This window comes from Amycolatopsis sp. DG1A-15b, assembly GCF_030285645.1.
Classification (GTDB): Bacteria; Actinomycetota; Actinomycetes; order Mycobacteriales; family Pseudonocardiaceae; genus Amycolatopsis.
The window spans coordinates 7,985,009-8,010,077 of sequence record NZ_CP127296.1; the positions used below are offsets into that span (position 1 = coordinate 7,985,009).

25 protein-coding genes are annotated in these 25,069 nt (G+C 71.3%); 9 read left to right on the top strand and 16 right to left on the bottom strand.

The features are described from left to right. Positions 1-2: 2 nt before the first annotated feature. Entirely contained in the window at positions 3-815 is an 813-nt protein-coding gene (locus QRY02_RS36930) for a GNAT family N-acetyltransferase (protein WP_285987397.1), read from the top strand. On the opposite strand, the gene QRY02_RS36935 is transcribed toward QRY02_RS36930, so the two are convergent. From QRY02_RS36935 to QRY02_RS36990, 12 genes are all read right to left on the bottom strand, one after another. After that, a complete protein-coding gene (locus tag QRY02_RS36935; RefSeq protein ID WP_285987398.1) occupies positions 812-1,390 on the bottom strand; it encodes an EndoU domain-containing protein in 579 nt (192 codons plus the stop codon). The genes QRY02_RS36930 and QRY02_RS36935 overlap by 4 nt on opposite strands. A gap of 31 nt (positions 1,391-1,421) precedes the next feature. Beyond that, complete coding sequence (locus tag QRY02_RS36940) at positions 1,422-2,678, bottom strand: hypothetical protein (protein WP_285987399.1); 1,257 nt, start codon at positions 2,676-2,678, stop codon at positions 1,422-1,424. Positions 2,679-2,749: 71 nt separating this feature from the next. Next, entirely contained in the window at positions 2,750-3,355 is a 606-nt protein-coding gene (locus QRY02_RS36945) for an ABC transporter ATP-binding protein (protein ID WP_285987400.1), read from the bottom strand. Continuing rightward, entirely contained in the window at positions 3,352-4,233 is an 882-nt protein-coding gene (locus QRY02_RS36950) for an LLM class F420-dependent oxidoreductase (RefSeq protein WP_285987401.1), read from the bottom strand. Before QRY02_RS36950 ends, QRY02_RS36945 begins: the two co-directional genes overlap by 4 nt. Before the next feature lie 14 nt (positions 4,234-4,247). Next, a complete protein-coding gene (locus QRY02_RS36955) occupies positions 4,248-5,090 on the bottom strand; it encodes a TIGR03621 family F420-dependent LLM class oxidoreductase (RefSeq protein WP_285987402.1) in 843 nt (280 codons plus the stop codon). 64 nt (positions 5,091-5,154) lie between these two features. Then, positions 5,155-6,978: a phosphoenolpyruvate carboxykinase (GTP) gene (locus QRY02_RS36960; protein ID WP_285987403.1), complete on the bottom strand. Its 1,824-nt coding sequence runs from the start codon at positions 6,976-6,978 to the stop codon at positions 5,155-5,157. Between the two features lie 349 nt (positions 6,979-7,327). Beyond that, positions 7,328-8,029, bottom strand: coding sequence for a hypothetical protein (locus QRY02_RS36965; RefSeq protein WP_285987404.1), 702 nt, complete (start codon positions 8,027-8,029; stop codon positions 7,328-7,330). Positions 8,030-8,130: 101 nt separating this feature from the next. Continuing rightward, complete coding sequence (locus QRY02_RS36970) at positions 8,131-9,969, bottom strand: dynamin family protein (protein ID WP_285987405.1); 1,839 nt, start codon at positions 9,967-9,969, stop codon at positions 8,131-8,133. Continuing rightward, positions 9,966-10,352 carry a nucleotide exchange factor GrpE gene (locus tag QRY02_RS36975; RefSeq protein ID WP_285987406.1) on the bottom strand — a complete coding sequence of 129 codons (387 nt, stop codon included), beginning with the start codon at positions 10,350-10,352 and terminating at the stop codon, positions 9,966-9,968. Before QRY02_RS36975 ends, QRY02_RS36970 begins: the two co-directional genes overlap by 4 nt. A 133-nt stretch (positions 10,353-10,485) precedes the next feature. Next, positions 10,486-10,965, bottom strand: a complete 480-nt coding sequence (locus tag QRY02_RS36980; RefSeq protein WP_285987407.1) for a YqeB family protein — start codon at positions 10,963-10,965, stop codon at positions 10,486-10,488. Positions 10,966-11,040: 75 nt separating this feature from the next. Continuing rightward, a complete protein-coding gene (locus QRY02_RS36985; RefSeq protein WP_285987408.1) occupies positions 11,041-11,688 on the bottom strand; it encodes a hypothetical protein in 648 nt (215 codons plus the stop codon). A gap of 59 nt (positions 11,689-11,747) precedes the next feature. Further along, positions 11,748-13,265, bottom strand: coding sequence for a dynamin family protein (locus QRY02_RS36990; protein ID WP_285994027.1), 1,518 nt, complete (start codon positions 13,263-13,265; stop codon positions 11,748-11,750). 190 nt (positions 13,266-13,455) lie between these two features. Between QRY02_RS36990 and QRY02_RS36995 the strand changes: the two genes are divergently transcribed. Then, positions 13,456-14,628 carry a sensor histidine kinase gene (locus tag QRY02_RS36995; RefSeq protein WP_502874292.1) on the top strand — a complete coding sequence of 391 codons (1,173 nt, stop codon included), beginning with the start codon at positions 13,456-13,458 and terminating at the stop codon, positions 14,626-14,628. Further along, the gene (locus tag QRY02_RS37000) at positions 14,625-15,281 is read left to right on the top strand and encodes a response regulator (protein ID WP_285987409.1); all 657 of its coding nucleotides are present in this window, start codon (positions 14,625-14,627) and stop codon (positions 15,279-15,281) included. Before QRY02_RS36995 ends, QRY02_RS37000 begins: the two co-directional genes overlap by 4 nt. Before the next feature lie 31 nt (positions 15,282-15,312). On the opposite strand, the gene QRY02_RS37005 is transcribed toward QRY02_RS37000, so the two are convergent. Further along, positions 15,313-16,224 (bottom strand): SDR family NAD(P)-dependent oxidoreductase, encoded by a 912-nt coding sequence (locus tag QRY02_RS37005; protein ID WP_285987410.1) that lies wholly within the window; start codon positions 16,222-16,224, stop codon positions 15,313-15,315. After that, complete coding sequence (locus tag QRY02_RS37010) at positions 16,221-16,808, bottom strand: TetR/AcrR family transcriptional regulator (protein ID WP_285987411.1); 588 nt, start codon at positions 16,806-16,808, stop codon at positions 16,221-16,223. The genes QRY02_RS37005 and QRY02_RS37010 overlap by 4 nt, the downstream gene beginning before the upstream one ends. A 197-nt stretch (positions 16,809-17,005) precedes the next feature. Between QRY02_RS37010 and QRY02_RS37015 the strand changes: the two genes are divergently transcribed. From QRY02_RS37015 to trmB, 6 genes are all read left to right on the top strand, one after another. Further along, complete coding sequence (locus QRY02_RS37015) at positions 17,006-17,944, top strand: ABC transporter ATP-binding protein (RefSeq protein WP_285987412.1); 939 nt, start codon at positions 17,006-17,008, stop codon at positions 17,942-17,944. A gap of 17 nt (positions 17,945-17,961) precedes the next feature. Then, entirely contained in the window at positions 17,962-18,711 is a 750-nt protein-coding gene (locus QRY02_RS37020; protein WP_285987413.1) for an ABC transporter permease, read from the top strand. 108 nt (positions 18,712-18,819) lie between these two features. After that, entirely contained in the window at positions 18,820-19,734 is a 915-nt protein-coding gene (locus tag QRY02_RS37025; RefSeq protein WP_285987414.1) for an ABC transporter ATP-binding protein, read from the top strand. Next, a complete protein-coding gene (locus tag QRY02_RS37030) occupies positions 19,731-20,486 on the top strand; it encodes a hypothetical protein (RefSeq protein WP_285987415.1) in 756 nt (251 codons plus the stop codon). The genes QRY02_RS37025 and QRY02_RS37030 overlap by 4 nt, the downstream gene beginning before the upstream one ends. A gap of 159 nt (positions 20,487-20,645) precedes the next feature. Beyond that, positions 20,646-21,215: a hypothetical protein gene (locus QRY02_RS37035; protein WP_285987416.1), complete on the top strand. Its 570-nt coding sequence runs from the start codon at positions 20,646-20,648 to the stop codon at positions 21,213-21,215. A 62-nt stretch (positions 21,216-21,277) separates the two neighbouring features. Further along, positions 21,278-21,985: a tRNA (guanosine(46)-N7)-methyltransferase TrmB gene (gene trmB / locus QRY02_RS37040; protein ID WP_285987417.1), complete on the top strand. Its 708-nt coding sequence runs from the start codon at positions 21,278-21,280 to the stop codon at positions 21,983-21,985. Between the two features lie 106 nt (positions 21,986-22,091). Here the strand turns inward: trmB and QRY02_RS37045 are convergent, their stop codons facing one another. Then, positions 22,092-24,341: an FtsX-like permease family protein gene (locus QRY02_RS37045; RefSeq protein ID WP_285987418.1), complete on the bottom strand. Its 2,250-nt coding sequence runs from the start codon at positions 24,339-24,341 to the stop codon at positions 22,092-22,094. Next, the gene (locus tag QRY02_RS37050; RefSeq protein ID WP_285987419.1) at positions 24,338-25,039 is read right to left on the bottom strand and encodes an ABC transporter ATP-binding protein; all 702 of its coding nucleotides are present in this window, start codon (positions 25,037-25,039) and stop codon (positions 24,338-24,340) included. Before QRY02_RS37050 ends, QRY02_RS37045 begins: the two co-directional genes overlap by 4 nt. Positions 25,040-25,069 lie beyond the last annotated feature (30 nt).

Consider the following 25,069-nt stretch of genomic DNA (forward strand, 5'->3'; position numbering starts at 1 on the left):
AAATGCCCTGGCGCCTCACCGAAGACATCGACGGCTTCCTCGCCCGGACCGGCGACTTCCTGCGCTCGCGGCCCGCGTTGCACACCTCGCAGCTGACCCGGCTCGAGAAGCTGCGGACGCACGGCGAACCGGGCACGCTCTTCGGCTGGCTGGAGGACGGCGAGGTCAGCGCGATCTTCTACCGCCGTCCATCGCAACGCCTGGTCCTGACTTCGGTCGCACCCGAGCAGGCCGACGCCCTCGCCGCCGAACTGGCCGGCCGGTCGTTGTCCGGAGTGACCGCGGACGACGACTCCGCCACCGCTTTCGCCGAAGCGTGGCAGCGGCGCACCGACGCGGTGCCGGTGCCCGGGATGCGGGTCCGGCTCCACCGGCTGGGCACGCTCAGCCCGCCGGAGCCGATGCCCGAAGGCCACGCCGTGGAGGCGCGGGACCGCGCGGAGGTCATCCGCTGGTGCAGCGAGTTCGCCACCGCAGTCGGGCAGGCGCCCATCACCGATGAGCGGTCTTGGACCGCCTCGAACTTCGCCGACAAGCAGTTCACGTTCTGGGAGACCGACTCGCCCGTCGCCATGGCGGGCTCGACTCCGGTGCTGGCGGGCATGGTCCGGGTCGACCCCGTCTACACCCCGGCCCGTTCCCACGGCCGGGGTTACGCGGGCGCCGTGACGGCCGCCGTGAGCCGGGCCGCCCTGGCGGCGGGCGCGACGGACGTCGTCCTCTACAGCGATCCCGCCAACGTCACCGGCAACGCCCTGTACCGGCGCCTCGGCTTCGTCCCGATCGCCACTTTCCGCGGGTACGACTTCCGCTAGAGCGGCCGCAGCTGCTTGAGGATGTGCTCGCGATCGTTGAGGAACACGCACCCGGGCACCGGCAGGTCGTAGCTGTTGAGCAGCTTCTCGAAGTCGGAGAACTCGTCGGCGGAGAAGCCGAAGCCGACCCGGAACGCGTGCGCGGCCAGCACGTCGGCCAGTTCCTCCCACTCGCCGGCCCACAGCAGGGTCCGGTAGTGGGTGTAGTCCTCCGGGGAGAGCCGGTTGCCGATCGTGGTCAGCACGCTGTCGGCGAAGAAGCTGATCCGGTTGCCCTTGAGGTCGGCGACCGTCGGGTTCGCCGGGTCCCGCGCGGTGTCGGGGTTGCGGATCACGCCCGGCCCGGCCACCGGGTAGGCGGTGTGCACGTGCCCGTTGTCCTCGACCAGCACGATCAGGTGGACGTTGAACCGCTCGCCGGCGCAGCGCCAGCGGCCGTTGCGTTGCTGCCGCCGGGCCTCGCTGGGGTCGTTCGCGACGTCCTTGACCACGGAGATGATCTGCTCGTCGGTCCAGCCGGCCGGGAACTCGCTGGTCGCCCTGCGCCCGACGCCCGGTGCGTGCCCGCCGCCCACTCACTGCTCCCTTCGTCGCACCGAGAGTAGGTCAAACGGCGGCGGCGAGCAGCACGATGCCGATGACCTGAAGGTCGAGACCGCGGAAGAGCTGGCGGACGAGGTTGGCCGGCATCGGGCCCATCGGGGTGTCGACGAACGCGGGATTCGCGTAGTCAACGGCGGTCCGGGTGACCGTGCGCAGGATCGAAAGCACCGACAGCGGCACGGCGAGCCACGCCGTCGCGGTGAACGACGTCCCACCCGCGAGGGTGACCGCGAAGAGCCCTGCCGCCCAGAGCAGGCCGACGCCGGCGAGCACCACGCCGTGGGCCAGCACGAGGGCCCGGTCCGCCGAGCCCACCCACCGCCGGCGTCCCGGGTTGCGCCAGAGCTCGCCCAGGCCGCCACCGAACGGCGTCAGCGCGACGTACCCGCCGATGCCGATCAGGACCGCGCCCGGCACCGTCGGCACCGCGATGTGCGCGACGACGACCGCCAGGCCGACCAGCAGCGCCGCGCCCGCGTACCGCGTCCGGCCGAGGGTGCCCGCCCAGGCCAGCCGCAGCGGCGTCGGGCGGCGCAGCGAAAGCCCGCCGGTCGGCGCGGACGGCGGGAGCAGCATCATCGGGTCGAGGAAGGTGACGGCGACCGAGCGCAGCACCCGGCCGTCCCACCCGGCGAGCAGCGCCGCCCGGCCCGCGCGCGACACCGGTTCGCCGCCGAAGGCGAGCGGCAGCGCGGCGGCCAGGACCCCGGCCGCGATGAACTGGACCGTGGCCGGGCCGAGGCCGAGCGCGGCGATCCCCAGGCCGAGGACCGCGAGCACCAGCGGACCCAGCGCGTCGAGACGCAGCGAAGTCCGCCGAGCCGAAGCGAAGGCCGCCACCCCGGTCGCGGCGACGATCGCGACCGCCGCCCGCCACTGCTCCAGCCCGGCGCCACCGACGGCGAGCAGCAGCGCGGCCAGGTAGCCGGTCACCGCGACCACCCCGGTCCACGCGCCGAGCAGCCGCAGCGTGACGACGCGGCCGCGGTCGACCGGCGCGAAGTCGAGCCAGGTCAGCTCGGCCGGTTCGACCCACGCGAAGCCGCGCCGCAGCAGGCCGCGCCAGCCCACCGCGCAGCAGAGCGTCAGCAGGCCGAGCACGGCCGGGAAGTCCACGAGGGACGAGCCATAGAGCGCCGGCCGCCAGCCGTCGACGTGGAAGAACGCGGTGAACAGGAACCCGAAGCCGAACAGGAAGACGAAGCCGGCGGTATCACCGCTGAAGATCCCGCCGAACCGCTTGCGACCCGGGATCCGCATCCGGCGTGGGGCCGTCTCCACCCTTGCCCCCACCACCGCCCTCAACCGAGGCGCCTTGCGCCGCTGTGTCATCAAAACAGTTCGAGCACGCTGTCCGCGGCTTCCAGCAGCGGCGGATGGTGGGTGGCCACTACGACCGCCGCGCCGGCCGCCGTCGACCGGGCGATCACCTCGACCAGCCACTCCTTGCCCGCCGTGTCCAGCGCGCGTTCCGGCTCGTCCAGCAGGAGCACCCGGTGCGGCCGGGCGGTGACGCCGAGCAGCAGCAGGCGACGGCGCTGGCCCGCGGAAAAGTGCCCGGACGTCACGCGCATGCGTTCGCCGAGGCCCGCGTCGCGCAGCAGTTCCTCGTGGTCGCCGAGGTCGGCGCCGAACGAACCGGACAGCAGCTCGAGGTGCTGCAACGGGGTCAACTCGGCGAAGAAGTCGGAGTCGTCGAACAGCACCGACACCTTGCGCCGGAACTCGACGTCCCGCTCGTCCGGCAGCTTGCCGTCGATCAGCACACGGCCCCGCTGCGGCTTCTGCATGCCGTAGAAGCAGCGCATCAGGGTCGATTTGCCGGCGCCATTGGGCCCGACGATCGCGGCGCACTCCCCGGGGTCGACGGAGAAGTCGAGGTCGTCGAACAGCCACAGCTCGCCGGCCCGGACGCCGAGCGCCTTCGCGTCGATCACCGGAGGTGCTCGAGGACCGGCGCGAACTCCGCCAGGAACGGTTCCAGGATGGTGAAGTAGCTGAAGCCGAACCGCTCCCGGTGCCCGCGGAGCTGGTCGGCGATCTGCGCGGGGGTGCCGACGAGGGCAACCGGCAGCTCCCCGACCTCCGCGGCGGTCAACCGGCCGCCGGCGAGCTGCTCGACCTCGGCCAGGCCGGCCGCGCGGTCGTTCGTCACCTTCACGAACTGGCAGAGGAGGTTGAACTCCACCTCGGACTCGCGCTCGCCGAGCCTCGCCCGGACGAAGGCCACCCGCTCGTCGACCTCCTCGGGCGCGGCCGCGGCCAGCGGCGCGCCATCGGGCGTCTTGGTGGTGCCGGTGAAGCCGATGATGTCGGCGTGCTTGGCGGCCAGCGTCAAGACCCGGTCGCCGCGGCCGGCGAGCAGCAGCGGCGGCCCTTCGGGACGCGCGGGCGCGGGCTTGTGCTCGGGGTCGGCGTACGACCGCTTGAGCTCGGCGATCGTCCGCTCGAGGTGGTCGACGCGCTCGCGGGCGGGCGGGAACGGCATCCCGGCGGCCTCGAACTCCTCCTTGACGTACCCGGCGCCGAGCCCGAGCTCCAGCCGTCCGCCGGTGAACTGGTCGGTGCCCGTGACGTCCCGGGCGAGCAGCACCGGGTTGTAGAACGGCGTGTTGAGCACGAAGGTGTTCAGCTTGACGCGCGAAGTGACCTCGCCGGCCAGCACGAGCGCCGGGAACGGCGGCGCCATGCCCAGGTGGTCGGCCGCGGACAGGACGTCGTAGCCGAGGTCCTCGGCCTTGCGGCACTTTTCGACCCAGGCGGCGCGGCTGTCCGGCACGACCATGTTGACACCGAAGCGGAAATCCCCAGTCATGCCGACCAAGGTACTCAACGGAGCTTTTCGATCACCGGGGCGAGCCTGGTCAGGTCGTCTTCGAGCACCGTGAAGTAGCTGGCGCCGAGGGTCTCCCGAGTCCGCAGCAGCTGCTCGGTCACCGCTTCCGCCGTGCCGGCGAGGACCGTGGCCAGCGCGCCGAGCTCCTCGACGCCGAGGTGCGGCACGAGCTGGTGCGCCGCCTCCAGTGCCGCCCGCCGGTCATCGGTGATCCGGACGAAGTGGACCATCAGGTTCAGCTCGGCGTCCCGGCCGTCCAGCACCCGCTTCACGAAGGCGGCGCGCTCGGCGAGTGCCGCGGAACCGGCCAGGGCGAGCCGACCTTCGGCCGCGCCGGGCGCCGTGCCGGTGAGGGCGATGGTGTCGGCGTGCGCGGCGGCGAAGGTCAGCATCCGGTCGCCGCGGCCGCCGAGCAGCAGCGGCGGCCGCGGGCGGCCGGTGAACGCTCGCTCGATCTCGGTGACCACGTCGACGAGCCGCCGGAACCGACGGCCGGGGGTGCCCCAGTCGATCCCGGCGGCTTCGAACTCCGCGCGGACGTACCCGGCGCCGATCCCGATCTCCACCCGGCCGCCGGTGAACTCGTCGAGCCCGGTGAGGTCCCGCGCCAACAGGACGGGGTTGTGGAAGCTCGCGTTGAGGACGTAGGTGCTCAGCCGGACCCGCTCGGTGGCTTCGGCGGCGAGGAGCAGGGCGGGCACCGGCGCCACCCGGCCGAGGTGGTCGACCACGCCGACGACGTCGTAGCCGAGGTCCTCGGCCTGGCGGCACTTCGCCACCCACTCGGCCCGTGAGCCGGGCACGTACAACGCCACCCCGAAGCGGAACGGTCTCATGGCCGCGAAGCTACATGCAGAAGGGGACGTCCCGAGGGACGTCCCCTTCTGCCGTCAGGAAAGCTCAGCGCAGGCGCTGGGCCAGCGCGTCGAGCTCGTCACGCAGCGAGGTCGGCACCTTGTCGCCGATCTTCGCGAACCACTCCTCGATCAGCGGCAGCTCCTCGCGCCACTCCTCCGGCTTGACGTCCAGGGCGGCCTGGATGTCCTCGATCGGCTCGGTCAAGCCCTCGGTGTCGAGGTCCTCGGCCCGCGGCACGAAGCCGACCGGCGTCTCGACGGCGTTGCCCTTGCCCTCGACGCGCTCGACGACCCACTTGAGGATCCGCGAGTTCTCGCCGAAGCCCGGCCACAGGAAGCGGCCGTCGTCGCCGCGGCGGAACCAGTTGACGTAGAAGATCTTCGGCAGCTTGTTCGCGTCGGCGTTCTTGCCCAGGTTCAGCCAGTGCTTGAAGTAGTCACCGGCGTGGTAGCCGAGGAACGGCAGCATCGCCATCGGGTCGCGGCGGACGTTGCCGACCGCGCCGGCCGCCGCGGCGGTGGTTTCCGACGACATGGTGGCGCCCATGAACACGCCGTGCTGCCAGTCGCGGGCCTCGTTCACCAGCGGCACCGTGGTCTTGCGACGGCCGCCGAACAGGATCGCCGAGATCGGCACGCCCTTCGGGTCGTCCCACTCCGGCGCGAGGATCGGGCACTGCGACATCGGCGTGCAGTAGCGCGAGTTCGGGTGGGCGGCCTTCTCGTCCGAGTCCGGCGTCCAGTCCTGGTGCTTCCACGAGGTGGCGTGCTCGGGCTTGTTCTCCATGCCCTCCCACCAGATGTCGCCGTCGTCGGTCAGGGCGACGTTCGTGAAGACCGTGTTGCCCTTCTCGATCGTGCGCATGGCGTTCGGGTTGGTGTGCCAGTCGGTGCCCGGCGCGACGCCGAAGAAGCCGAACTCGGGGTTGACCGCGTACAGGCGGCCGTCCTCGCCGAAGCGCATCCAGGCGATGTCGTCGCCCAGCGTCTCGGCGCGCCAGCCCGGGATCGTCGGCTGCAGCATGGCGAGGTTGGTCTTGCCGCAGGCGCTCGGGAACGCGGCCGCGACGTAGTGGACCTTGTCCTCGGGCGAGATCAGCTTGAGGATCAGCATGTGCTCGGCGAGCCAGCCCTCGTCACGAGCCATCACCGACGCGATGCGCAGCGAGTAGCACTTCTTGCCCAGCAGGGAGTTGCCGCCGTAACCCGAGCCGTAGCTCCAGATCGCGCGCTCCTCCGGGAAGTGCGAAATGTACTTCGTTTCGTTGCAGGGCCAGGAAACGTCCTTCTCGCCCGGTTCGAGCGGGTGGCCGACGGAGTGCAGCGCGGGCACGAATTCGCGCTCGCTGCCGTCCGGCGCGACGAACTTCTCGAGTGCCGCCTTGCCGGCGCGGGTCATCACGCGCATCGAAGCGACGACGTAGGCGAAATCCGTGATTTCGATACCCAGCTTGGGATTGTCGTCGCCGAGCGGACCCATGCAGAACGGGATGACGTACATCGTGCGGCCGCGCATCGAGCCGCGGAACAGCTCGGTCATGGTGGCCTTCATCTCGGCCGGGTCCATCCAGTTGTTGGTCGGACCGGCGTCCTCGGGACGCTCCGAGCAGATGAAGGTCCGGTCTTCGACGCGGGCGACGTCGTCCGGGTCGGAAGTGGCCCAGAAGGAGTTCGGCTTCGACTTGAGCTGCACGAACGTGCCCGCCTCGACCAGCTCCTGGTTGATCCGGGCGGCTTCTTCGTCAGACCCGTCGACCCACACCACGCGGTCCGGGGTGGTCAGTTCGGCGACCTCCCGGACGAAGGACAGCACGCCGGTGTGCGTCGTCGGCGCGGTGTCCAGTCCGGGGATGGCGACTGCGGTCATCTCTACTCCTGACTTCCGACGACAAATGCGCCCGCACCGGAACGACGTTGTCCCGGTGCGGGCGTCATTGCCGGCGACCGAATGGCTTCGCACACCGGCTGGCGAACCGGTGTGTGCGATTTGGGATTCCCCGAGAGTAGCCGCATGACCGGCGAGTAACCGAGAGCTGACGTGTAGGTTCTCTCACAAGAACGATAAGGGAATCGATTCAGATGTCACTTGATCGGTGTATTCGCTGAAAATCTTCCGGTGGCTCGGGACACACCTGTGACCTGCTCGTTTTCATTGACGACATGAAGAAAGCCCGAGGCCGGAGCCTCGGGCTTTCAAACTATGACCTGGGTCACCTTCAGTTCGGCGAAATCCACTGCCCGGTGCCGGAGTCGATGCGCGCGACGCCCTCCAGCGTCTGCGTGCCGGCCTCGCCCCAAGCGGCGTCGGCGGCCGGGTCGCCGTCGGTCCCGGCGTTCATCAGTCCACTGGAGACTTCGGTCCACTGGCCGGGGCCGGCGTGCTCGAACGTCGTGGTCGTGCCGTCGGACTCGGTCTGCACCGCGATGTCCGCTTCGCCGTCGCCGTCCTTGTCGGTGAAGGCGATGGTGCCGCCGCTCTTCGTCTCGACGATGGCGGTGTCGTTGTGCCCGTCGTGGTCGGTGTCGATGGTCGCGACCCCGGCGTCCACCTCGCCGTCCGGCAGGTCGGCGTGGATGTGGCCGCCGGAGCTGTCGTCCCGGCCGGTGCCGGAGTCGTCGTGGCCGCCGCCGGAGCCGTCGTGCACCCACTGGCCGCTGGCCTCGTCGTAGACGGCCTGCTCGACGACCTTCCCGTTCTCGTCCAGCACGGCGTAGTGGTCGGCCTCGCCGTCGTGGTTCGTGTCGATGAAGGCCTGGGCCGAGCCGTCGTCGTGCTCGATGATCGCGGTGTCGTTCACCCCGTCTTCGTTCACGTCGTAGTTGACCTCGGCCTGGTACTCCTGGCCGTCGACGTGGACGTTCATCGCGTCCGGGCTGCTCGCGTCGGTGTCGCTGCCGCCGCTCTCGTCGACCCACATGGGACTTCCCCCTTCGAACCGGGTAACACGCTCCGACCTGCTGTCTGAGGGTATGACTCACCGTAGGCCCGTTCGGTTCCGCTCCACAACCGGACCGAGGATCAGGCCGTTTTGTCCCGGAGGGCCCGGATCCGCGTCAGGAAGGCTTCGGCGCGGTCTCGGCCGTCGCTGACCTCCTTGAGCCGCTTCGACACGACGGCGATCTTCTTGGCCCGCTCCTGCGCACCCATCTTGATCGTCTTGTCGACTTCCTTCAGCTCGGCCTCGATCGCGTCGATGCGCCGGCCCAGCGCCTCGTCGAGGGCCATCGACAGCTGCTGCTCGGCCTCGATGAGCTGCTCGGCGACGAGCTGGTCGAGCGTCGAGCGGGCGTCCGCGATGGCCTCGACCAGCCACTGCTTCATGTGCTGCTTGTCGGCCGCGTGCTTGCGGGTGCGGGCCATCCACCAGCCGGCCCCGAGGCCGATGATGATCGTCACGGGCAGCACGACCGGGTTGAGGATCGCAACGCCGGCCAGCGGCAACGCGGCGACCTTGCCGGCCCCGACGCCGCCGGAAATGCCCATGAAGACGAGCAGCTTGTCCTCGGCCGTCGGCGGCTTCTTGTCCGGCGGGCGCAGGACCACCGGCGGGCCGCCGGCCCGGGCGAACTGCGCGCGGATGACGTCGAGCTCCTCGGGCGAGAACAGCTCCGACAGCGAGACGTTGGTGACCTGGTTCAGCCGCTGCGAGAGCAGCATCGAAATCCGCTGGGACGTCGTCTGCAGCGCGATGTCGACCTGCTGGGGCAGCGCGGCCAGCTCGTCCCGCTTGGCCGCGTCGATCAGCTGGCGGAAGTGGGTCTGCGCGTCCCGCATCTGCCGGCTGCTCTCGTGCCCGACCTCGACGCGGGTGCGCTGCACCTCGCCGCGCAGCTTCAGCTGCCAGCCGCGGGTCGAGCTCCGGCGCTCGGCCTGCAGCTGGTCACGGCGTTCGCGCAGTTGCTCGGCCTCGGCCTCGCCCGCGGACAACGCCCGGCTCTCGGCCTGCAGCTTCGCCTTGAGCTCGCCGAGCGCACTGGACAGCGCGCGCAACGTGTTCGCCTCGCCGAGCATCGCCGAGCGGCCGACGAGCAGCTCCTGCAACGCCGTCTGGATGGCCGCGACCCCGGACTTCTCCCGCAGCATCGCGGCCACCTGCTCGTTGGGCGCCTTCGCCGCCGTCTCGAACAGCCGCGCCGACACCGGGTGGAACACCGCGTCGGCGAAGCGGGGCGCGTGTTCGCGCAGCAGCTGCCGGTCGGCCTCCATGACCTCGCGCCAGCCGCGGAACATGTCCACCTTGGTCAGCGCGAACACGACGGTCTCCACGCGCTCGCCGACGTCACGCAGGAACTGCAGCTCGGTCGAGGTGAACGGCGCCGACGCGTCGACGACGAAGAGCAGCGCGGTCGCGCCCGCGGCGGCTTCCTTGGCGAGCTCGCCGTGCATCGAGTCGAGCCCGCCGACGCCCGGCGTGTCGACCAGCGAAAGCCGTTCCAGCAGCGGCACCGGCCCGGTGACCTCGACGTACCGCGGCGGGAGCTGGCCCGGCGGCAGCTCGTGCGCGGCGGAGACCCAGTTGATCAGCTGGCCGAGACCGATCGGCACCGGGGCGAGCTGGCCGGGGTAGCAGGCGTGCGCGCCCCAGGCGTCCGCGTGGTCGAACACCAGGTAGGTCGCAGTGGCGACGTCGGCGTCCACAGGGGACAGTCCGGGCCGCGCCAGCAGCGCGTTGACGAGCGAGCTCTTCCCGCGGTTCGTCTCGCCGACGACCACGACGGCCGGCTTCTTCGGCCGGGCCCTCCGGATGCTCTCGACCCACTTGGCGGCGTCCGGATCGGCGTCGCGGACGACGGTCAGCAGCTGGTCTCGGGTCGCGGCGACCTGCGTGGGCAGGCTCGGCGCGGTCGGTGCGCTCACGGGTTCTTCTTCGCGTAGACGGTGACGATCGGGGCGCGCAGCAGGCGGTCGTGGTCGGCGAAGCCGGTGACCTCGGTTTCGGCGACGATGCCCTCGAGGGCGGGGTCTTCGGTCGGGACCGCGCCGCCCGCTTCGTGGCGAGCCGGGTCGAACCGCTCGCCGTCGGGCCGCAGGGCCTGGACGCCGATCGCGGCGAGCCCCTCTTCCAGGCGTTCGACGACGCCGCCGCTGCGGGCACGGTCCAGGGCGTACAGGCACATCTGGATCAGCGCCTGGCGATCGGCGAGGGCGCGCTCGAGATCGCTTACCTGCTGCAAGGGGTGCACATCGGTGTCCGACGCGGCCGCGCCGCCGTCGGTTCCGTCCTTGCGAAACCACGCCATGCCCCCAGTTTGGCGGACTCCGGCGCCGGCCGGTGGCGAAACCGGGCGAACGAACCGGATGAGGACCGCCGGATCGAGGCTGGCCGGCGTCCGGCCGTCTCGGCGGCGTCGCCCTGGGCGGGATCGACCGTCCTCATCGCTCGACCGGCGGCTCGTCCTGCCAGGGGTAGCCGTGCTCGGCGAAGGCCGGCGCCAGCTCGCGACCCGGGAGGTCGGTCTTTTCGCGGGCGATTTCCCGGCCGTCGGCGGTGCGCAGGACGAGCTCCTTGCCGTCGAGGTAGACAGCTTCGAGGTCGGCCTCGATCCGCCGGGTCTTGTCGCCGCGGACCAGGGTGACCCGGGTCGGTGACACCGTGACGACGAGCCGCTCGTGCGCCCAGATCGCGGCGAACACCAGGCCGAGCACGAACCCGCCGGCGACCGCGACGAGCGTCGCCCACGGCTGCGGCAGCTGGGTGAGCACCTTGAACACACCCTGGAACGGGAAGGCGGGCAGGCCGCTCACCCAGGCGGCGATGGCCCAGACGCCCACGCCGAGCGCGCCCCCGATGAGCGGGCAGCCGACCCAGGACCCGGTGCGCAGCCACGACGGCTCGTCGACGGTCGTCTCCATGCCGCCATTATTCGGACCGCGGGCGGTTCGCCGGGACCGGGAGCGGATCTCGCGTGCGCGGCGGGCAGCCCGGTGTCAGACGAGGTCGTCGATGACCTGGCGGAGGACCGCTTCCAGGCCCGGGCCGTTTTCGGCGAGGCGGGAGGACACCAGCAGCTGGTCTTCGGCCGTGCGCAGCCAGATCGAACCGGCGACCGAGATCTCGATGACGTTCAGGCGGAAGGGGTAGGCGCGGCGGCCCTGCTTCACCTCGGCCTCGCGCACCAGCTGGCCGAGCCGCTCGCCGGCCACGATCTGGCGGCGGTAGAAGCCGGGTGCCCACGGCGTGCTGCCCGACGGCTCGTTCGACCCGCGCAGGGCGGGGCCGCGGGCGTTGGCGAAGTGGCGGGCCGCGGCCGGGGTGAAGAACTCGAGCGCCTGCCGCATCGCCGACCCCTGCGCGAGCGCCGGCCTGCCGTAGCGGGTGCGCGGGCTGCGTGGATCCGGGTCTTCGCGGGTGCGCAGGAAGGCCAGCAGGTCGACCCACCAGTCGGCCCACTGCGCCTGGACGGCCGCGCGGTCGAGCCCGGCCGGGACGTGCACCGGGACCTGCGGCTCCACCGGCGGCAGCACTTGCCCTTCCGAAACGGACAGCGCCAGGGCGTCACGGATGTACAGCGCGACGTCGACCTCGGTCTCGCTGCTCCAGCCGGCTCGCCAGGATGTCGTGTTTTCTAGGCGCACGACTCAACAGTACGCGGAAAGGCGGGCCTACCAGCGAAAGTCGGCAAGCAGAAACAAACTCACCCGTCCCGGACCTGTTGCCAGATCAAGAAGTACGCCCGGTGGACGACGTGGGCGACGCGGCTCTGGGCCGGCGTCGCACCGAAGGACGCGAAGGACCGCCACCAGCCCGCGCGCTCGAGCGCGTGCGCGGCCAGCTCCGGCCGCGGGGCGCCGGGCTTGCCGAGCTGGGCGCCGATGTCGGCGTTGCTGCCGACCCGCAGCACCTCTTCGGACAGGTCCTCCGGCATGTCGACCGCGCCGGAGGCGACCAGCGTCAGCGCTTCGAGCAGCCGCAGCTGGTGGGCCTCGGGCTTGGCGAGCAGCACTTCGATGGCGTCGTGGACGCGCTGGCGCTCGGCCGGGTCGGCCGAGGCGTGCGCGAGCGCGGTCACCGACGCCAGCGCCGCGGCCGCCTTGATGCCGTCGGCGCGGGCGGCGAACACCACCGCCAGCCGCTGCCGGACCGCCTCCAGGCCGGAGGCGTCGAGCAGCGCCCGCCGCAACGCGCCCGCCGTGATCTCCGGCTCCTTGCGGATGGCCTCGACACCGTGCGAGATGCCGAACAGGTCGAGCTTCTCCAGCAGCCGCAGCCGGGTGCCCGCCGGGACGTCGCACTCCCAGCTGGTGAAGATGTCGGCCGAGATCAGCATGGTCTGCAGGATGTCGTCGTCGAGCTCGGCGAGCTGCCGCAGGGCATCGGCGTCGGCGGAGGTGAAGCCGCCGGACTCGGCGGACTCGGCGATCAGCCCGATCACCGGCAGCACGTCGGCGACGCGCGGCTTCAGCGTCGACGCCTGCTTCTCGGCGAGCAGCGTCGCGGCCTTCCAGACGTCGCCGCCCGCCCCCTCGACGGACTCGGGCGCGATGGTGTCGGCCTTGTTGAGGACGGCGATCGCGTTGACCGGGCCCGCCTCGCGGCTCGCCGTGGCCGCGGTGAAGGCGGCGAGGGCCTGCTGGTCGTCCGCGCGGACGCCCTGGGTGACGACGTACAGGACGGCTTCCGCGCCCGCGACGGCGTTGCGCGAGGTGTCGTCCAGCTCGTCCGAGCCCTCTTCGTCGTCTTCTTCTTTGCGGTGCTTCGCCGCGCCGAGCAGCAGCTCGGTGCGGGACACCGAAGCGGCGTCGAGCGAGCCGAGGCCCGGGGTGTCGATCACCGTCATGCCCTGGAGGACGGCGTTGGTCAGGTACGCCTCGATGTGCGACACCCGCTCGATGTCGACGCCCAGCTCGGCGGGGATCATGCCGTCGGACGCGAACGGGAGCACCTGCTTGCGGCCGTCGGTGAAGACGATCTCGACGCGGTCCACCGTGCCGTACTGGAACCGGGTCACCAGTCGCGTGCACTCACCGATGTCGGTCGGTGCGACCCGGCGCCCGATCAGGGCGTTGACCAGCGTCGACTTGCCCGACTTGATCCGGCCGGCCACGGCGACCTGCAGGGGTGCCCCGAGCCGGCGCAGCACCTCGGCGAACCCGGCGGCGGTGCGCGCGGAGACCTGCGGCTGCAGGCGGTGGCACAGGTTGGCCACCGACATCGACAGCGGACCGGCGAGCCGGCCCTGCTCCGGTGACGTCACGGCCCCCAGCCCTCCCCCGTCTCACGGACAACCCCTGAATCGTGCCACGTGCCTCATCCCCAGGTCGCACCGAAGGTGGTACCGGCGACCGACGCGCGGTCTCCGCGCCGCGACCTAGTGTTGTGTGGTGCGACGGCTGAGTCTCTGGATGCGTGCCCACCCCATGGCGGGCGACACGGTGCTCGCCGTCCTGCTCGGCCTGTTCGACCTGCTGCTGTTCGCCGCCGACGGCTTCGACGAAATCGGCGAAATGCCGCCCTGGTACGTCGCCGTGCCGCTGAACGTCGCGATGGTGGCGCCGCTGGTGTTCCGGCGGAAGTCGCCACTGTGGTCGGCGTACGTGGTGCTGGTGATCGGCGTCGTGCACGGGACGCTCCAGCTCGGCATCTCCAGCGTCGCCGCCCTGGCGATGAGCATCTATTCGGTCGTCGTCTACGCGGGGCGGCGGCAGGGGCTGGTGTACGTCGGTGCCGTCGTCGCCGGCTCGGCCTTGCAGCTGGCGCTGGGTCCGGCGGACGAGCTGGTCATCTCGGCGCTGTTCCTGGCGTTCGGCATCGCCCTGTGCTGGACCCTCGGCGAGTTCGTCGGGGCCCGGCGCGCCTACGACGTGGAAGTGGAGGCCAGGTTGCACCTGCTCGAGACCGAACGGGACCAGGCCACCCGGATCGCGGTAGCCGAGGAGCGCGGACGGATCGCGCGCGAACTGCACGACGTCGTCGCGCACGCGGTGAGCGTCATGGTCGTGCAGGCCGATGGCGCGTCGTACGCGATCCAGAGCAACCCCGAGCTCGCTCAGCGGGCGCTGCAAACGATTTCCGAGACCGGCCGCGGCGCGCTCGGCGAACTGCGGCGCCTGCTGGACGTGCTCCGCAGCGACGACGCGGACGGCGAGCCCCGGGTACCGCAGCCGGACGCGCACGCCCTCGCCGAACTGGCCGACCGGATGCGCACCTCCGGGGTGCCGGTGGACCTGGAGCTCGGCGAGCTCGGCGACCTGCCGGCCGGCGTCTCGCTGGGCATCTACCGGATCGTGCAGGAGTCGCTGACCAACACGCTCAAGCACGCCGGGCGCGGCGCGACCGCTTCGGTGCGGGTGTGCCGCACCGGCGACCTGGTCGAGGTGCTGGTGGCCGACGACGGCGCCGGCCACGTCCCGCAGCTGGTGCCGGCCGGGCGGCGCGACCCGAGGCTGCCGGGCGGGAACGGCTTGATCGGCATGCGCGAGCGCGCGCACGTGTACGGCGGGACGTTGGACGTGGGCCCGGCTCCGGGCGGAGGGTGGCAGGTCCGTGCGGCCCTGCCGGTTAGGTTGGACAAGTGATCCGGGTGGTGGTCGTCGACGACCAGGAACTGATGCGCGTCGGGTTCCGGATGGTGCTGGGTGCGCAGGCCGACATCGACGTCGTCGGCGAGGCGGGCGACGGCGCGCAGGCGATCGCGATGGCGGCGGAACTGCGTCCCGACGTCGTGCTGATGGACGTCCGGATGCCGGTGCTCGACGGGGTCGAGGCGACGAAGCGGATCGTCGCCGACGGCACCGCGCGCGTGCTCGTGATGACGACGTTCGACCTCGACGAGTACGTCTACGCGGCGCTCCAGGGCGGCGCGAGCGGGTTCCTGCTCAAGGACACCCAGCCCGACCACCTCGTGTCGGCGCTGCGCGCGGTCGCTTCGGGTGACGCGGTGGTGTCACCGTCGGTGACCCGCCGGCTCCTGGACCGCTTCGTCGGCACCGGCGGCTCCCCGATGCGGGACACCGCCGAGCTGGACGTGCTCACCGACCGCGAGCGCGAGGTGCTCGTGCTGATCGCCAAGGGCATGTCCAACCTGGAGATCGCCGACGCGCTGTTCCTGTCCGAGGCGACGGTGAAGACGCACGTCGGGCGGATCCTGGCGAAGCTGGAGCTGCGGGACCGGGTGCAGGCCGTGGTGCTGGCCTACGAAACCGGTCTCGCGCGCCCCGGCCTCGCTTGAGCCGGGGCTCTGGTGGCGGTCGCGCGCCGGGTCAGCGGAAGGCGTCCGGCGGGGTGGCCGCCGGGTCCTTGCCCGCGTGGCGGACTTCGGTGAGCCAGCGGCCGAAGTCCGGGCGGTCGCCGTCGACGTCGGTGTAGCCGTACTCCTTCATCAGCGTCCACGACGCCAGTGTCCGGCCGGCGAAGCGGGAGACGTCGGCGTCTTGGGCCAGGGCCGCGACGCCGCGGGCCAGCAGGTACGGCGTCTCGGAGATCTTGAAGTCGACCGGGGCGAGCTTGCCGACCGCGTCCCGCCAGTTGTCCTCGGTGACCTCGAAGTGGTCGAGCATCGACTCCGAGCGCAGGAAGCCCGGGGTCACCGCGAGGCCGACGCAGTCGTGCTTCTTCAGCTCCACGCCGAGGGCCCGGCCGAGCGCGCGGATGCCGCACTTGGCCAGGTAGTAGGGGAGGCCGGCGCCGACGTAGTCGTCGTTGTCGCCGTCGGTCACCTCCAGCACCAGGCCACGGCGGGCGACCACCAGCGGCAGGAGCTTGTGCAGCGCGATGAGGTGCGTGTCCAGCGCGTTGTGCGTCAGGGTCAGCGCGTCCTCCAGCGGCGTCTCCCAGAAGGGCGCGTCGAAGTGGAAGTACATGTCGCCGCCCCAGACGTCGTCGACCAGGATGTCGATTCCGTCCACTTCGGACTCGATGCGCGCCTTCAGTGCGTCCACATCGGACACCGAGGTGAAGTCGCAGCGGACGACGACGGCCTTGCCGCCCGCCGCCTCCACCAGTTCGCCTGTCTCTTCGATCGTCTCCGGGCGCTTCATCGGCGACAGCGTTTCGCGCGTCGTGCGGCCGGTGACGTACACCGTCGCGCCCGCGCGGCCCAGTTCCACCGCGATCGCCCGCCCGCAGCCCCGGGTCGCCCCGGTGACCACCGCGACCTTGCCCGTCAAGCTCATGAATCCTCCCGTCCCCGCCACGCGGACAGCACCGCGTCGACGTCCTCCGCCAGCCGGTCGGCCAGCCGCCCGTGCGGCCGGATCGACCAGTCGATCGACACCCCGTTGATCACCCCGAGCACCGCACGCGCCGCCCGCGGCACGCTCGGCGCGTGCGGCAGTGAAGAAGCCGCCGCCCGCACCAGCCGCCGCAGTTCTTCTTCGACCGCCGTGAAGTGCTCGCCCAGCAACGACCGCAGCACCGGGTCGCCGATGTCCACGCCGAGCTGGCCCAGGTGGTTCGCCGCCTCTTCGGCGTCACCGAGCACCGCGTAGACCGAGACCGCCGCGGCGCGCAGGCCGCCGACCGGGTCGTCCGCCCGCTCGGCGCACGCCCGCATGTGCTCGACCGCCCGGCGTGTGGCCCGCCGGCTCATCGCCTGCAACAGCCCACTCTTGGAACCGAACCGCTGCCCGACCGTGCCGACCGAGACCCCCGCTTCCGCGGCGACCTGCGCGAGCGTGAAACCGGGGCCGCAGCGGCCGATCACGGTCTCCGCCGCTTCCAGCAGCCGCTCGTCGGCGATGCTCCTCGGCCTGGCCACGGCATTATTGAACCACAATTCATTAATGCCGTCGAATCAGGGTTGACTCAGGGTCATCACCCATCGCGCATCGGCCGGAGAGCCAGCAAGGTACTACTCAGGTAGGGGGCCCGGTTCGGTCTACAGGGTGACGCGCGAACCGGCTCCGACCCGCGACGATGAACGCGTCGTAAGCGAGGGGCGGAAGAGGAGCAGTCATGATCGAGGCAACCGGCCTCACCAAGCGGTACGGAAAGACACTGGCGGTGAACAACCTGTCGTTCTCCGTGGCCGCGGGTCAGGTCACCGGCTTCCTCGGCCCGAACGGGGCGGGCAAGTCCACCACCATGCGGATGATCCTGGGCCTGGACAACCCGACCGGCGGTCAGGTCACCATCGGGGGCAAGAAGTACCACGACCTCAAGGAACCGCTGCGCACCGTCGGCGCGCTGCTCGACGCGAAGTGGGTGCACCCGAACCGCTCGGCGCGGGCCCACCTGCTGTGGATGGCGAAGTCCAACCGCATCCCGGCGAGCCGTGTCGACGAAGTGCTCGAGACGGTCGGCCTGACCAGCGTCGCGAACAAGCGCGCCGGAGGGTTCTCGCTCGGCATGTCACAGCGGCTCGGCATCGCGGCCGCCCTGCTCGGCGACCCCGAGGTGCTGCTGTTCGACGAGCCGGTGAACGGCCTCGACCCCGAGGGCATCCTCTGGATCCGGAAGTTCATGCACCGGCTGGCCGAGGAAGGCCGCACCGTTTTCGTGTCGAGCCACCTGCTTTCGGAGATGGCGCTGACCGCGAGCAACCTCGTGGTGATCGGCCGGGGGCAGCTGATCTCGCAGTCGTCGACCCAGGACTTCGTTTCCCGGGCGGCGGAAAACACGGTCAAGGTGCGCTCGCCGCAGCTGGCCGAGATCCGGGAGGCCCTGCAGCGCGCCGGCGCCGGGGTCGCCGAGGAGGCGAACGCGCTCGTGGTGTCCGGGATGGACAGCGACAAGATCGGCGAGATCGCCGCCGCCAACCGGATCGTGCTGCACGAGCTGAGCCCGCAGACCGGCTCGCTCGAGCAGGCCTTCATGCAGATCACCGGCGACTCCGTCGAGTACCACACCGGCCTCGACGCCGAGGCGCAGCACGTGCTCGAGTCCGCCAAGTAACCGGGGAAACCAAGATCATGAACCTGCTCGCGGTCGAACGCATCAAACTGTTCAGCACCCGCTCACCGTGGTGGTGCGCGCTCATCACGCTGGCACTGACCATCGGCTTCGCGGCCATCCTCGCCAGCGCGTCGTCCACCGACACGCCCATCGCGCTGTCGGCCACTCAGTTCGGCGGTTCCCAGTTCGGCATCGCCGTCATCATGGTGCTCGCCACGCTCGCGGTGACCACCGAATACCGCTTCAACACGATCCGCACGACGTTCCAGGCGGTGCCGCACCGCTCGCCGGCGCTGGTCGCCAAGGCCGTCGTCGTCGCGCTGGTGGCGCTGGTGATCGGGGAGCTCGGCGCGTTCGGCGCGCTGGGGCTCGCCATGCTCATGCGCCCGAACGATCACTTGGGCCTGCACACTTCGCAGGACTGGATGAGCGTCGCCGGGCTCGGGCCGGTCTTCGCGATCAGCGCCGTGCTGGCGGTCGCGCTCGGCATCCTGATCCGGCACAGCGCCGGGGCGATCGCCCTGCTGCTCATCTACTACTTGGCCGCCGAAGAGCTGGTGCAGCTGATCCCGAAGATCGGGAACCACATCCACGAATGGCTGCCGTTCAACGTGGCGAACAAGTTCCTCCGCGGCTCGGCGGAGGTCGACGGCCCGACGCCGTCGGACTCCCCGCTGAGCCCCGGCTGGGCGCTGGCGTACTTCGCCGGCATCGCGATCGTGTTCCTGCTCGTCGCGCTCGGGGTCGCGAAGAAGCGGGACGCATAGGGGAGAAAAGGGGAAACAGGGGAAAACACCGAATCCGGGCCGCGCTGTCGGGGGGCGACCCGGATTCGGTGTTTCGCAGTAGGCTCGCCTGGACGGACGGGGGAGCCCATGATCGAGGCGACAGCACTGACCAAGCGGTACGGCGCCACCACCGCGGTCAACGAACTGACGTTCACCGCGCGCTCCGGGCGCGTCACCGGCTTCCTCGGCCCGAACGGCGCCGGCAAGTCCACGACGATGCGGCTGGTCCTCGGTCTCGACCGCCCCGACGGGGGCCGGGTGCTCGTCGACGGCGTCCCGTACCGGGAGCTGAAAGATCCACTGAGGACGGTCGGCGCGATGCTGGACGCCACCTGGCGCCACCCCGGCCGCAGCGGGCGCGACCACCTGCGCTGGCTGGCCGCGACCAACGGCATCCCCGACAAGCGCGTCGAAGAAGTACTGGCGCTGGTCGGGCTGACGAGCGTCGGCAAGACGCGCGTCCTGCAGTACTCGCTCGGCATGCAGCAGCGGCTCGGGATCGCCGCCGCCCTGCTCGGCGACCCGCGCGTGCTGCTGTTCGACGAGCCGGTGAACGGCCTCGACCCCGAGGGCATGGCGTGGATCCGGCAGCTGCTGCACTCGCTGGCCGCCGACGGCCGGACCGTGTTCGTGTCCAGCCACCTGCTGCCCGAGATGGCGCAGACCGCGCAGGACCTCGTCGTGATCGGCCGCGGCCGGCTGATCTACCAGGGCACCATGGACGAGTTCATCGCACAGACGAGTGAACACGGCGTGCGCGTGCGCACCCCGCACGCCGACCGGCTGCGGACGGCGCTGACCGGGCAGGCCGAGTTCACCGAAGCCGGCGGTGCCTTCTTGGTGTCCGGGGTGGACAGTGACCGGATCGGGCAGCTCGCCTTCGACGCCGGCGCGACGCTGCACGAGCTGAGCCCGATCACCGGCTCCCTCGAGCAGGCCTATCTCGACCTCACCCGCGACGCCGTCGAGTTCGCGGTGCCGTCTTCGGAGGCCTCCCGATGATCGCCAACCTGCTCCGCGCCGAACGCATCAAGCTCTTCAGCACCCGCGCGCCGTGGTGGTGCCTGGCCATCGCGATCATCGCGCCGCTCGCCCTCATCACGCTGTTCTTCGCGTTGGCCGGCCCGGATGTCCCGCCGACCGTCGGCAACACCCAGCTCGTGAGCGGCAACGGCCGGACCGTGCTGCTCGTCCTCGCGGTGCTCGCGACCGCGTCGGAGTTCAACTGGGGCACCATGCGGCTGACGTTCCAGGCGGTGCCGAGCCGGGTGCCCGTGCTGCTGGCCAAGGTCGTGGTCGTCGGTGCACTCGGCGCGGTGCTCGGGCTGGCCATCGGCTTCGGTTCCTGGGGGCTGGCGTCGCTGGTGCGGCCGGACGCGGACCTCGCGCTGCACACGGCCGCCGACTGGCGCTCGGTGCTCGGCCAGAGCCTGGCCTTCCTGTTCACCGCGGTGGCCGGGGTCGGCGTCGCGCTCCTGCTGCGCAGCGTCGCCTTCGCGCTGACGGTGGTCATCGTGTGGACCCAGGTGCTCGAAGGCATCTTCATCTTCATCCCGGGCTTCGGCAAGTACGTCTACCAGTGGATGCCGTTCCACGCCGCCGACGAGTTCGTCGGGGCGGGCGGGCTCACCACGGGGCCGCTGGGGCTGCCGTCCGCGCCGCTCGGCCCGTGGGGGTACCTCGGTTACTTCGCGGCGATCACCGTTGCCCTGTTCGTGGCCGGCGTGCTCGTGACGGCACGGCGCGACGCCTGAGCGTGACGGGGGTCTCGATACCGCAAAAAACCTTGTTAACAAAAGGTGAAACAGCTGTGGCTTCTCTCACAGGCACCGGACATACTGCTACGACCAGGCAAGATTCATAAGTGAGAGCACCGGACCCGTCTGAACTCCCCCTGGAGGTGAATCTTGACGGTGGACACCGGGCAAGAATTGGGTGGCACGATTCCCCGAGCCCGCGTCGAAGGCGACGCTCCCCGGCTCGAACCCATGCTGGACCTCGAATGGTCGCGGGCGATCGAACTCCCGCAGGCCGCCATGACGGCGGCGACGCCGGCCGAACTCCGCCGGGCGTGGGTGCACCGCGCGCCCGAAGACAGCGTCGTGGCCCTGTTCCGCGCTTCGGCGGGGATGGGGGGCCCGATCCCCGCGCCGTGGTGGCTGCGCGCGATGGCGGACGGCAAGCTCGATTCCCGGGAACAGGGTTTCCGCGTCGAGGACCGGATCGCGCAACTGCTCGGCCCGCGCCCGGGGTGGGAATTCGTCCCGTGGGCCGCGGACGGCGAATCCGGCTACTGGGAGTTCATGCCGTCCGAACGCGGGAAATCGGGACACGCGATTCCCACGACGGTGATGAACACCGACCGGCACCCGGGCTGGATCGACGTCCTGCCCGCGCACACCGGGCGCACACCGGACCCGATTCCGGTCGCCGGGCTGGCCGGGCTGCGATCTCGCCTCGGGGTGTTCGAAGCCGTTCGTTAGTCCATCCATGCCCCCGCCACCACCCTCAACGGAGGCGCTGCGCGCCCGGCTACATTCCACCAGTGGAAAACGAGCACCAACCCCGGCTGCGCAGCGTCGTCAGTTACGTCAAGCGCGGCGGCCGGATGACCGTCGGGCAGCAACGCGCTTGGAACGAACTGTGGCCTGAGCTGGGCCGCACGGTGAGCGAGCTGCCAGCGGGGCCGCTGGACTTCACCGCGTGGTTCGGCCGCGAGGCACCGGTGATGCTGGAGATCGGCTCCGGCATGGGCGAGACGACGTCGCAGCTGGCCGCCGCGGCGCCGGAGCTCAACTACCTCGCCGCCGAGGTCTACGACCCGGGCCTCGGCCAGCTGATGCTGCGCGCCGAAAAGCTGGGCGTCGAGAACCTGCGGCTGCTGCACGGGGACGCCGTCGTGCTGCTCACCGAACACGTCGAGCCGGACTCGCTGCACGGCGTGCGGCTGTTCTTCCCGGATCCGTGGCCGAAGAAGAAGCACCACAAGCGGCGGATCGTGCAGCCGTCGTTCGCCGCGCTCGTGGCGTCGCGGCTCGCGCCCGGCGGCACTTTCCACATGGCGACCGACTGGGAGAACTACGCCGAGCAGATGCTCGAGGTCTGCTCCGCCGAGCCCGCGCTGCGGAACCGGTACGCCGGCGAGCCCGGCGGCTGGGCGCCGCGGCCGGAGTGGCGGCCGGTGACCAAGTTCGAGCAGCGCGCGGACGTCGAAGGCCGCGTCTCCCACGATCTGATCTTCGAACGGCGCTGATTCAAGAGTGGCTGAAGGGGACTCTCCCCGGATCCCCTGCGGAGAAAGTCCCCTTCAGCTCACTACCCCCGGTATCCGCCCCTCCCCCGACAGAGGGGCGAACGCCTCATTCCTCGGCGAGCGGTTCGGCCTGTACCCGCTTGAGTGCGGGCGTGCAGACCGAGGCGCCGAGCAGGGCCACCCCGACCCCGAGCACAACGGGTGCCAGCAGCCACGGGCTGAGCACGATGCCGCGCTCGTCGACCATGCTGTAGAGCCCAACGCCGACCAGTACCCCGACGATTCCCGCGCCGATGGTGGCGACCAGCGCCGGCAGCGCGGCTTCCATCCGCAACGCCCTCGCCAGCACCCGCACCGGCGTGCCGGCGGCCATCAGCGCGCCGAAGGTGCGGCGGCGGTCCATCACCGAACCCGCGGTCGCGACCGCGGCACTGCAGCCGGCCAGGACCCCCGCCGCGATCAGCCCGATCACCGTGACCCGGCGCAGGTCGCCGAGCTCGGTCTGCTGGTTGTACAGGTACTGGTCGCGGCTGCCGACTTCCGCGCCCGCCGCCGGGCCGGCCAACGCCGTCCGGACGGTCTCGCGGTTCGCGTCGGTGGTCGGCGCGACGACGGTGTAGTCCTTCGGCGTGAAGCCGGCCGGCAGCGCGGCCGGGTCGACGACGAACGAGCCGGACAGGTCGGCGTCGGGGTAGTGGACGGCCTCCACCCGCGTCCCCGACTTCGCGGCCATCGCCGGGGCGTCCCAGTTCGCGGCGATCTGGTACTTCGCCAGGTCGATCGCCGAGTCGCCGAAGACGGCCGGGCCGCCCGTGCAGTTCTCCGGCGTGAGCCCGAAGCGGGTCAGCTTGACGGCGTCGGCGCAGGTCATCACCAGGGCGCGGTGGCCGTAGCGGTTGTCGCCCGAGCCTCGGACGAGGTAGACCTCGCCGACCGCGACCGCCTTCTCCTGCTGGCCGTACTTCTGCAGGGACGCGTTGGCCTGGTCGACGATCTTGCCCGCGTGCCCGCTGTCGGTGTCGACGTAGAGCACGGAGTCGGCGAAGGACCGCCCGCCGCCGGCCATCGACTCGAACGTCGGCAGCAGCGTCAGCGCCATCGACCCGGCGAACACCGCCAGCACGATCCCGGCCGACGCCCGGTAGGCGCCCTTCGGGTCGTCACGCAGACGGCGGCCGGCCAGCAGCGCGGACGGGCGCCGCCAGATCCGGACGAACGTGCCGCCGACCGCCGACGTCACCCACGGCCCGACGATCGCGGCCGAACCGACCAGGAAGAACAGGCCCGCCATGACCAGCCCGATGCCCCCGGTCTCCTTCACCGTCGTCACGGCGACGAGGAAGAACGCCCCGGCCACGGGCAGCGCCAGCAGCCGCCACCAGTGCAGCGGCTTCTTCGTGTGGCCCCCGGTTGCGAACAGGGGGTTCTTGAGGACCCGGCGCAGGCCGAGGACGCCGGCCAGCACCACGAGCACCGGGATGGCCAGGACGATGAACACCGTCAGCCCGACCGGCAGCGCGAAGTCGGCCGCCAGCCAGGTGCCGCCGGACCACGGCACGAACGACGCGAGGCCGTGCAGCGCCGGGCTGAGCAGCAGGCCGAGCAGCGCGCCGATGCCCGCGGACAACGTCGTCTCGGCGGCCACCATGTTCGTGACCTGCCCCGGCGTCGCCCCGGCCAGCCGGATCGCGGCGAGCCGCCGTTCGCGCCGGGCCGCGGTCAGCCGCGCCGACGACGCGACCAGCACCAGGCTGGGCACCAGCAGCACGATGATCCCGACCCAGGACAGCAGCATGAGCAGGGCGTCCGGGCTTGCCTTCCCGCTCGGGAAGCCGGACACCTGGGAAACCTTCTCCGGCATCGCGTCCGGCGTGTGCCCGGTCAGCGCGACGAGCTGCTCCGGGAACCGGAGGCCGTCTTCGCCGAGCGCGCCGACGGGCTTGCCGAACCGGTCGCCGAGCTGCCCGGCCGGGCTGGCCTGCAGGAGCCGGCCGAGGGCGGGCGACACGACGGTCTCGCCCGGCCCGGGCAGCTGCGGCACACCCGGCGGCAGCTGGATCTCGGCGGCGGTGGTCCCGGGGGTCAGCGCGACGTCGACCCGGACGATCTGCTTGCCGTCGAAGTAGTCCCTCGACTGGTTGAACAGCATCTTGACCGGGCCGTCCGTGCCACGGCTGTAGAACTGCTCGCCCTGCCAGATGGCCCGCTGTTCGCGGTTCTGGGTGGCGAACGGCAACGTCGCCAGCAGCAGCACCAGCCCGGTCGCGACGGCCACCCCGATCGCGGTGAGGATCGCCGACGTCCGGGTCCGCCGGTCGACCCTGAGCACCCGCAGGGCGATCTGGAGGGAGTTCACGCCGCCAGCCTCGTCGCGATCAGGCCGTCCCGGATGGAGACGGTCTTGGGCATCGACTCCGCCAGCTCGCGGTCGTGGGTCACCACGAGCACCGCGGCCCCGGTTTCGTGAGCGGCGCCGAGGAGGGCGTCCATGGTGTCGCGGCCGGTGCGCGTGTCGAGCGCGCCGGTCGGCTCGTCGGCGAAGATCACCTTCGGCCGGTGGGTCAGCGCGCGCGCGATCGCGACGCGCTGGGCCTCGCCGCCGGACAGCTCGCCGGGACGGCGGCGTTCCTTGCCGGCCAGGCCGAGGCGGGCCAGCCAGACGCGGCCGGCGTCGATGGCCTCCTTGCGCCCGAGCCCCGCCAGCAGCGACGGCAGCGCGACGTTCTCTTCGGCCGACAGCTCGGCGACCAGCATCCCCGACTGGAAGACGAACCCGAACTCGGTGCGGCGCAGCTCGCTGCGCTTCTTTTCGCCGAGGTGGTCGATCCGCTGGCCGCTCAGGAAGATCTGCCCGTCGTCGGCCCGGAGGATGCCGGCCAGGACGTGCAGCAGCGACGTCTTGCCCGAGCCGGAGGGCCCGACGATGGCGACGGCGTCCCGCGGCTGGATGTCGATGTCGATGCCGGCCAGGGCGTGCTGAGTGCCGTAGCGCTTCACCAGCCCGCGGCCGGACAGCACCGGGCCGTTCGTCGCGTGTGGAGTGTTCGGGTCCACGAGGTTCTCCCTGCCTGTTCGGATCTTGAT

What these genes read in the sequence shown, in the direction of transcription:
- QRY02_RS37015 (WP_285987412.1), top strand. Translation starts at nt 17,006, where the DNA reads ATGATCGAGGCAACCGGCCTCACCAAGCGGTACGGAAAGACACTGGCG.
- QRY02_RS37005 (WP_285987410.1), bottom strand. Translation starts at nt 16,224, where the DNA reads ATGAGCTTGACGGGCAAGGTCGCGGTGGTCACCGGGGCGACCCGGGGC.
- QRY02_RS36940 (WP_285987399.1), bottom strand. Translation starts at nt 2,678, where the DNA reads ATGCGGATCCCGGGTCGCAAGCGGTTCGGCGGGATCTTCAGCGGTGAT.
- QRY02_RS36995 (WP_502874292.1), top strand. Translation starts at nt 13,456, where the DNA reads ATGCGTGCCCACCCCATGGCGGGCGACACGGTGCTCGCCGTCCTGCTC.
- QRY02_RS36960 (WP_285987403.1), bottom strand. Translation starts at nt 6,978, where the DNA reads ATGACCGCAGTCGCCATCCCCGGACTGGACACCGCGCCGACGACGCAC.
- QRY02_RS37030 (WP_285987415.1), top strand. Translation starts at nt 19,731, where the DNA reads ATGATCGCCAACCTGCTCCGCGCCGAACGCATCAAGCTCTTCAGCACC.
- QRY02_RS37020 (WP_285987413.1), top strand. Translation starts at nt 17,962, where the DNA reads ATGAACCTGCTCGCGGTCGAACGCATCAAACTGTTCAGCACCCGCTCA.
- QRY02_RS36965 (WP_285987404.1), bottom strand. Translation starts at nt 8,029, where the DNA reads ATGTGGGTCGACGAGAGCGGCGGCAGCGACACCGACGCGAGCAGCCCG.
- QRY02_RS36955 (WP_285987402.1), bottom strand. Translation starts at nt 5,090, where the DNA reads ATGAGACCGTTCCGCTTCGGGGTGGCGTTGTACGTGCCCGGCTCACGG.
- QRY02_RS36990 (WP_285994027.1), bottom strand. Translation starts at nt 13,265, where the DNA reads ATGTCGGTGGCCAACCTGTGCCACCGCCTGCAGCCGCAGGTCTCCGCG.
- QRY02_RS36980 (WP_285987407.1), bottom strand. Translation starts at nt 10,965, where the DNA reads ATGGAGACGACCGTCGACGAGCCGTCGTGGCTGCGCACCGGGTCCTGG.
- QRY02_RS36950 (WP_285987401.1), bottom strand. Translation starts at nt 4,233, where the DNA reads ATGACTGGGGATTTCCGCTTCGGTGTCAACATGGTCGTGCCGGACAGC.
- QRY02_RS36930 (WP_285987397.1), top strand. Translation starts at nt 3, where the DNA reads ATGCCCTGGCGCCTCACCGAAGACATCGACGGCTTCCTCGCCCGGACC.
- QRY02_RS36975 (WP_285987406.1), bottom strand. Translation starts at nt 10,352, where the DNA reads ATGGCGTGGTTTCGCAAGGACGGAACCGACGGCGGCGCGGCCGCGTCG.
- QRY02_RS37025 (WP_285987414.1), top strand. Translation starts at nt 18,820, where the DNA reads ATGATCGAGGCGACAGCACTGACCAAGCGGTACGGCGCCACCACCGCG.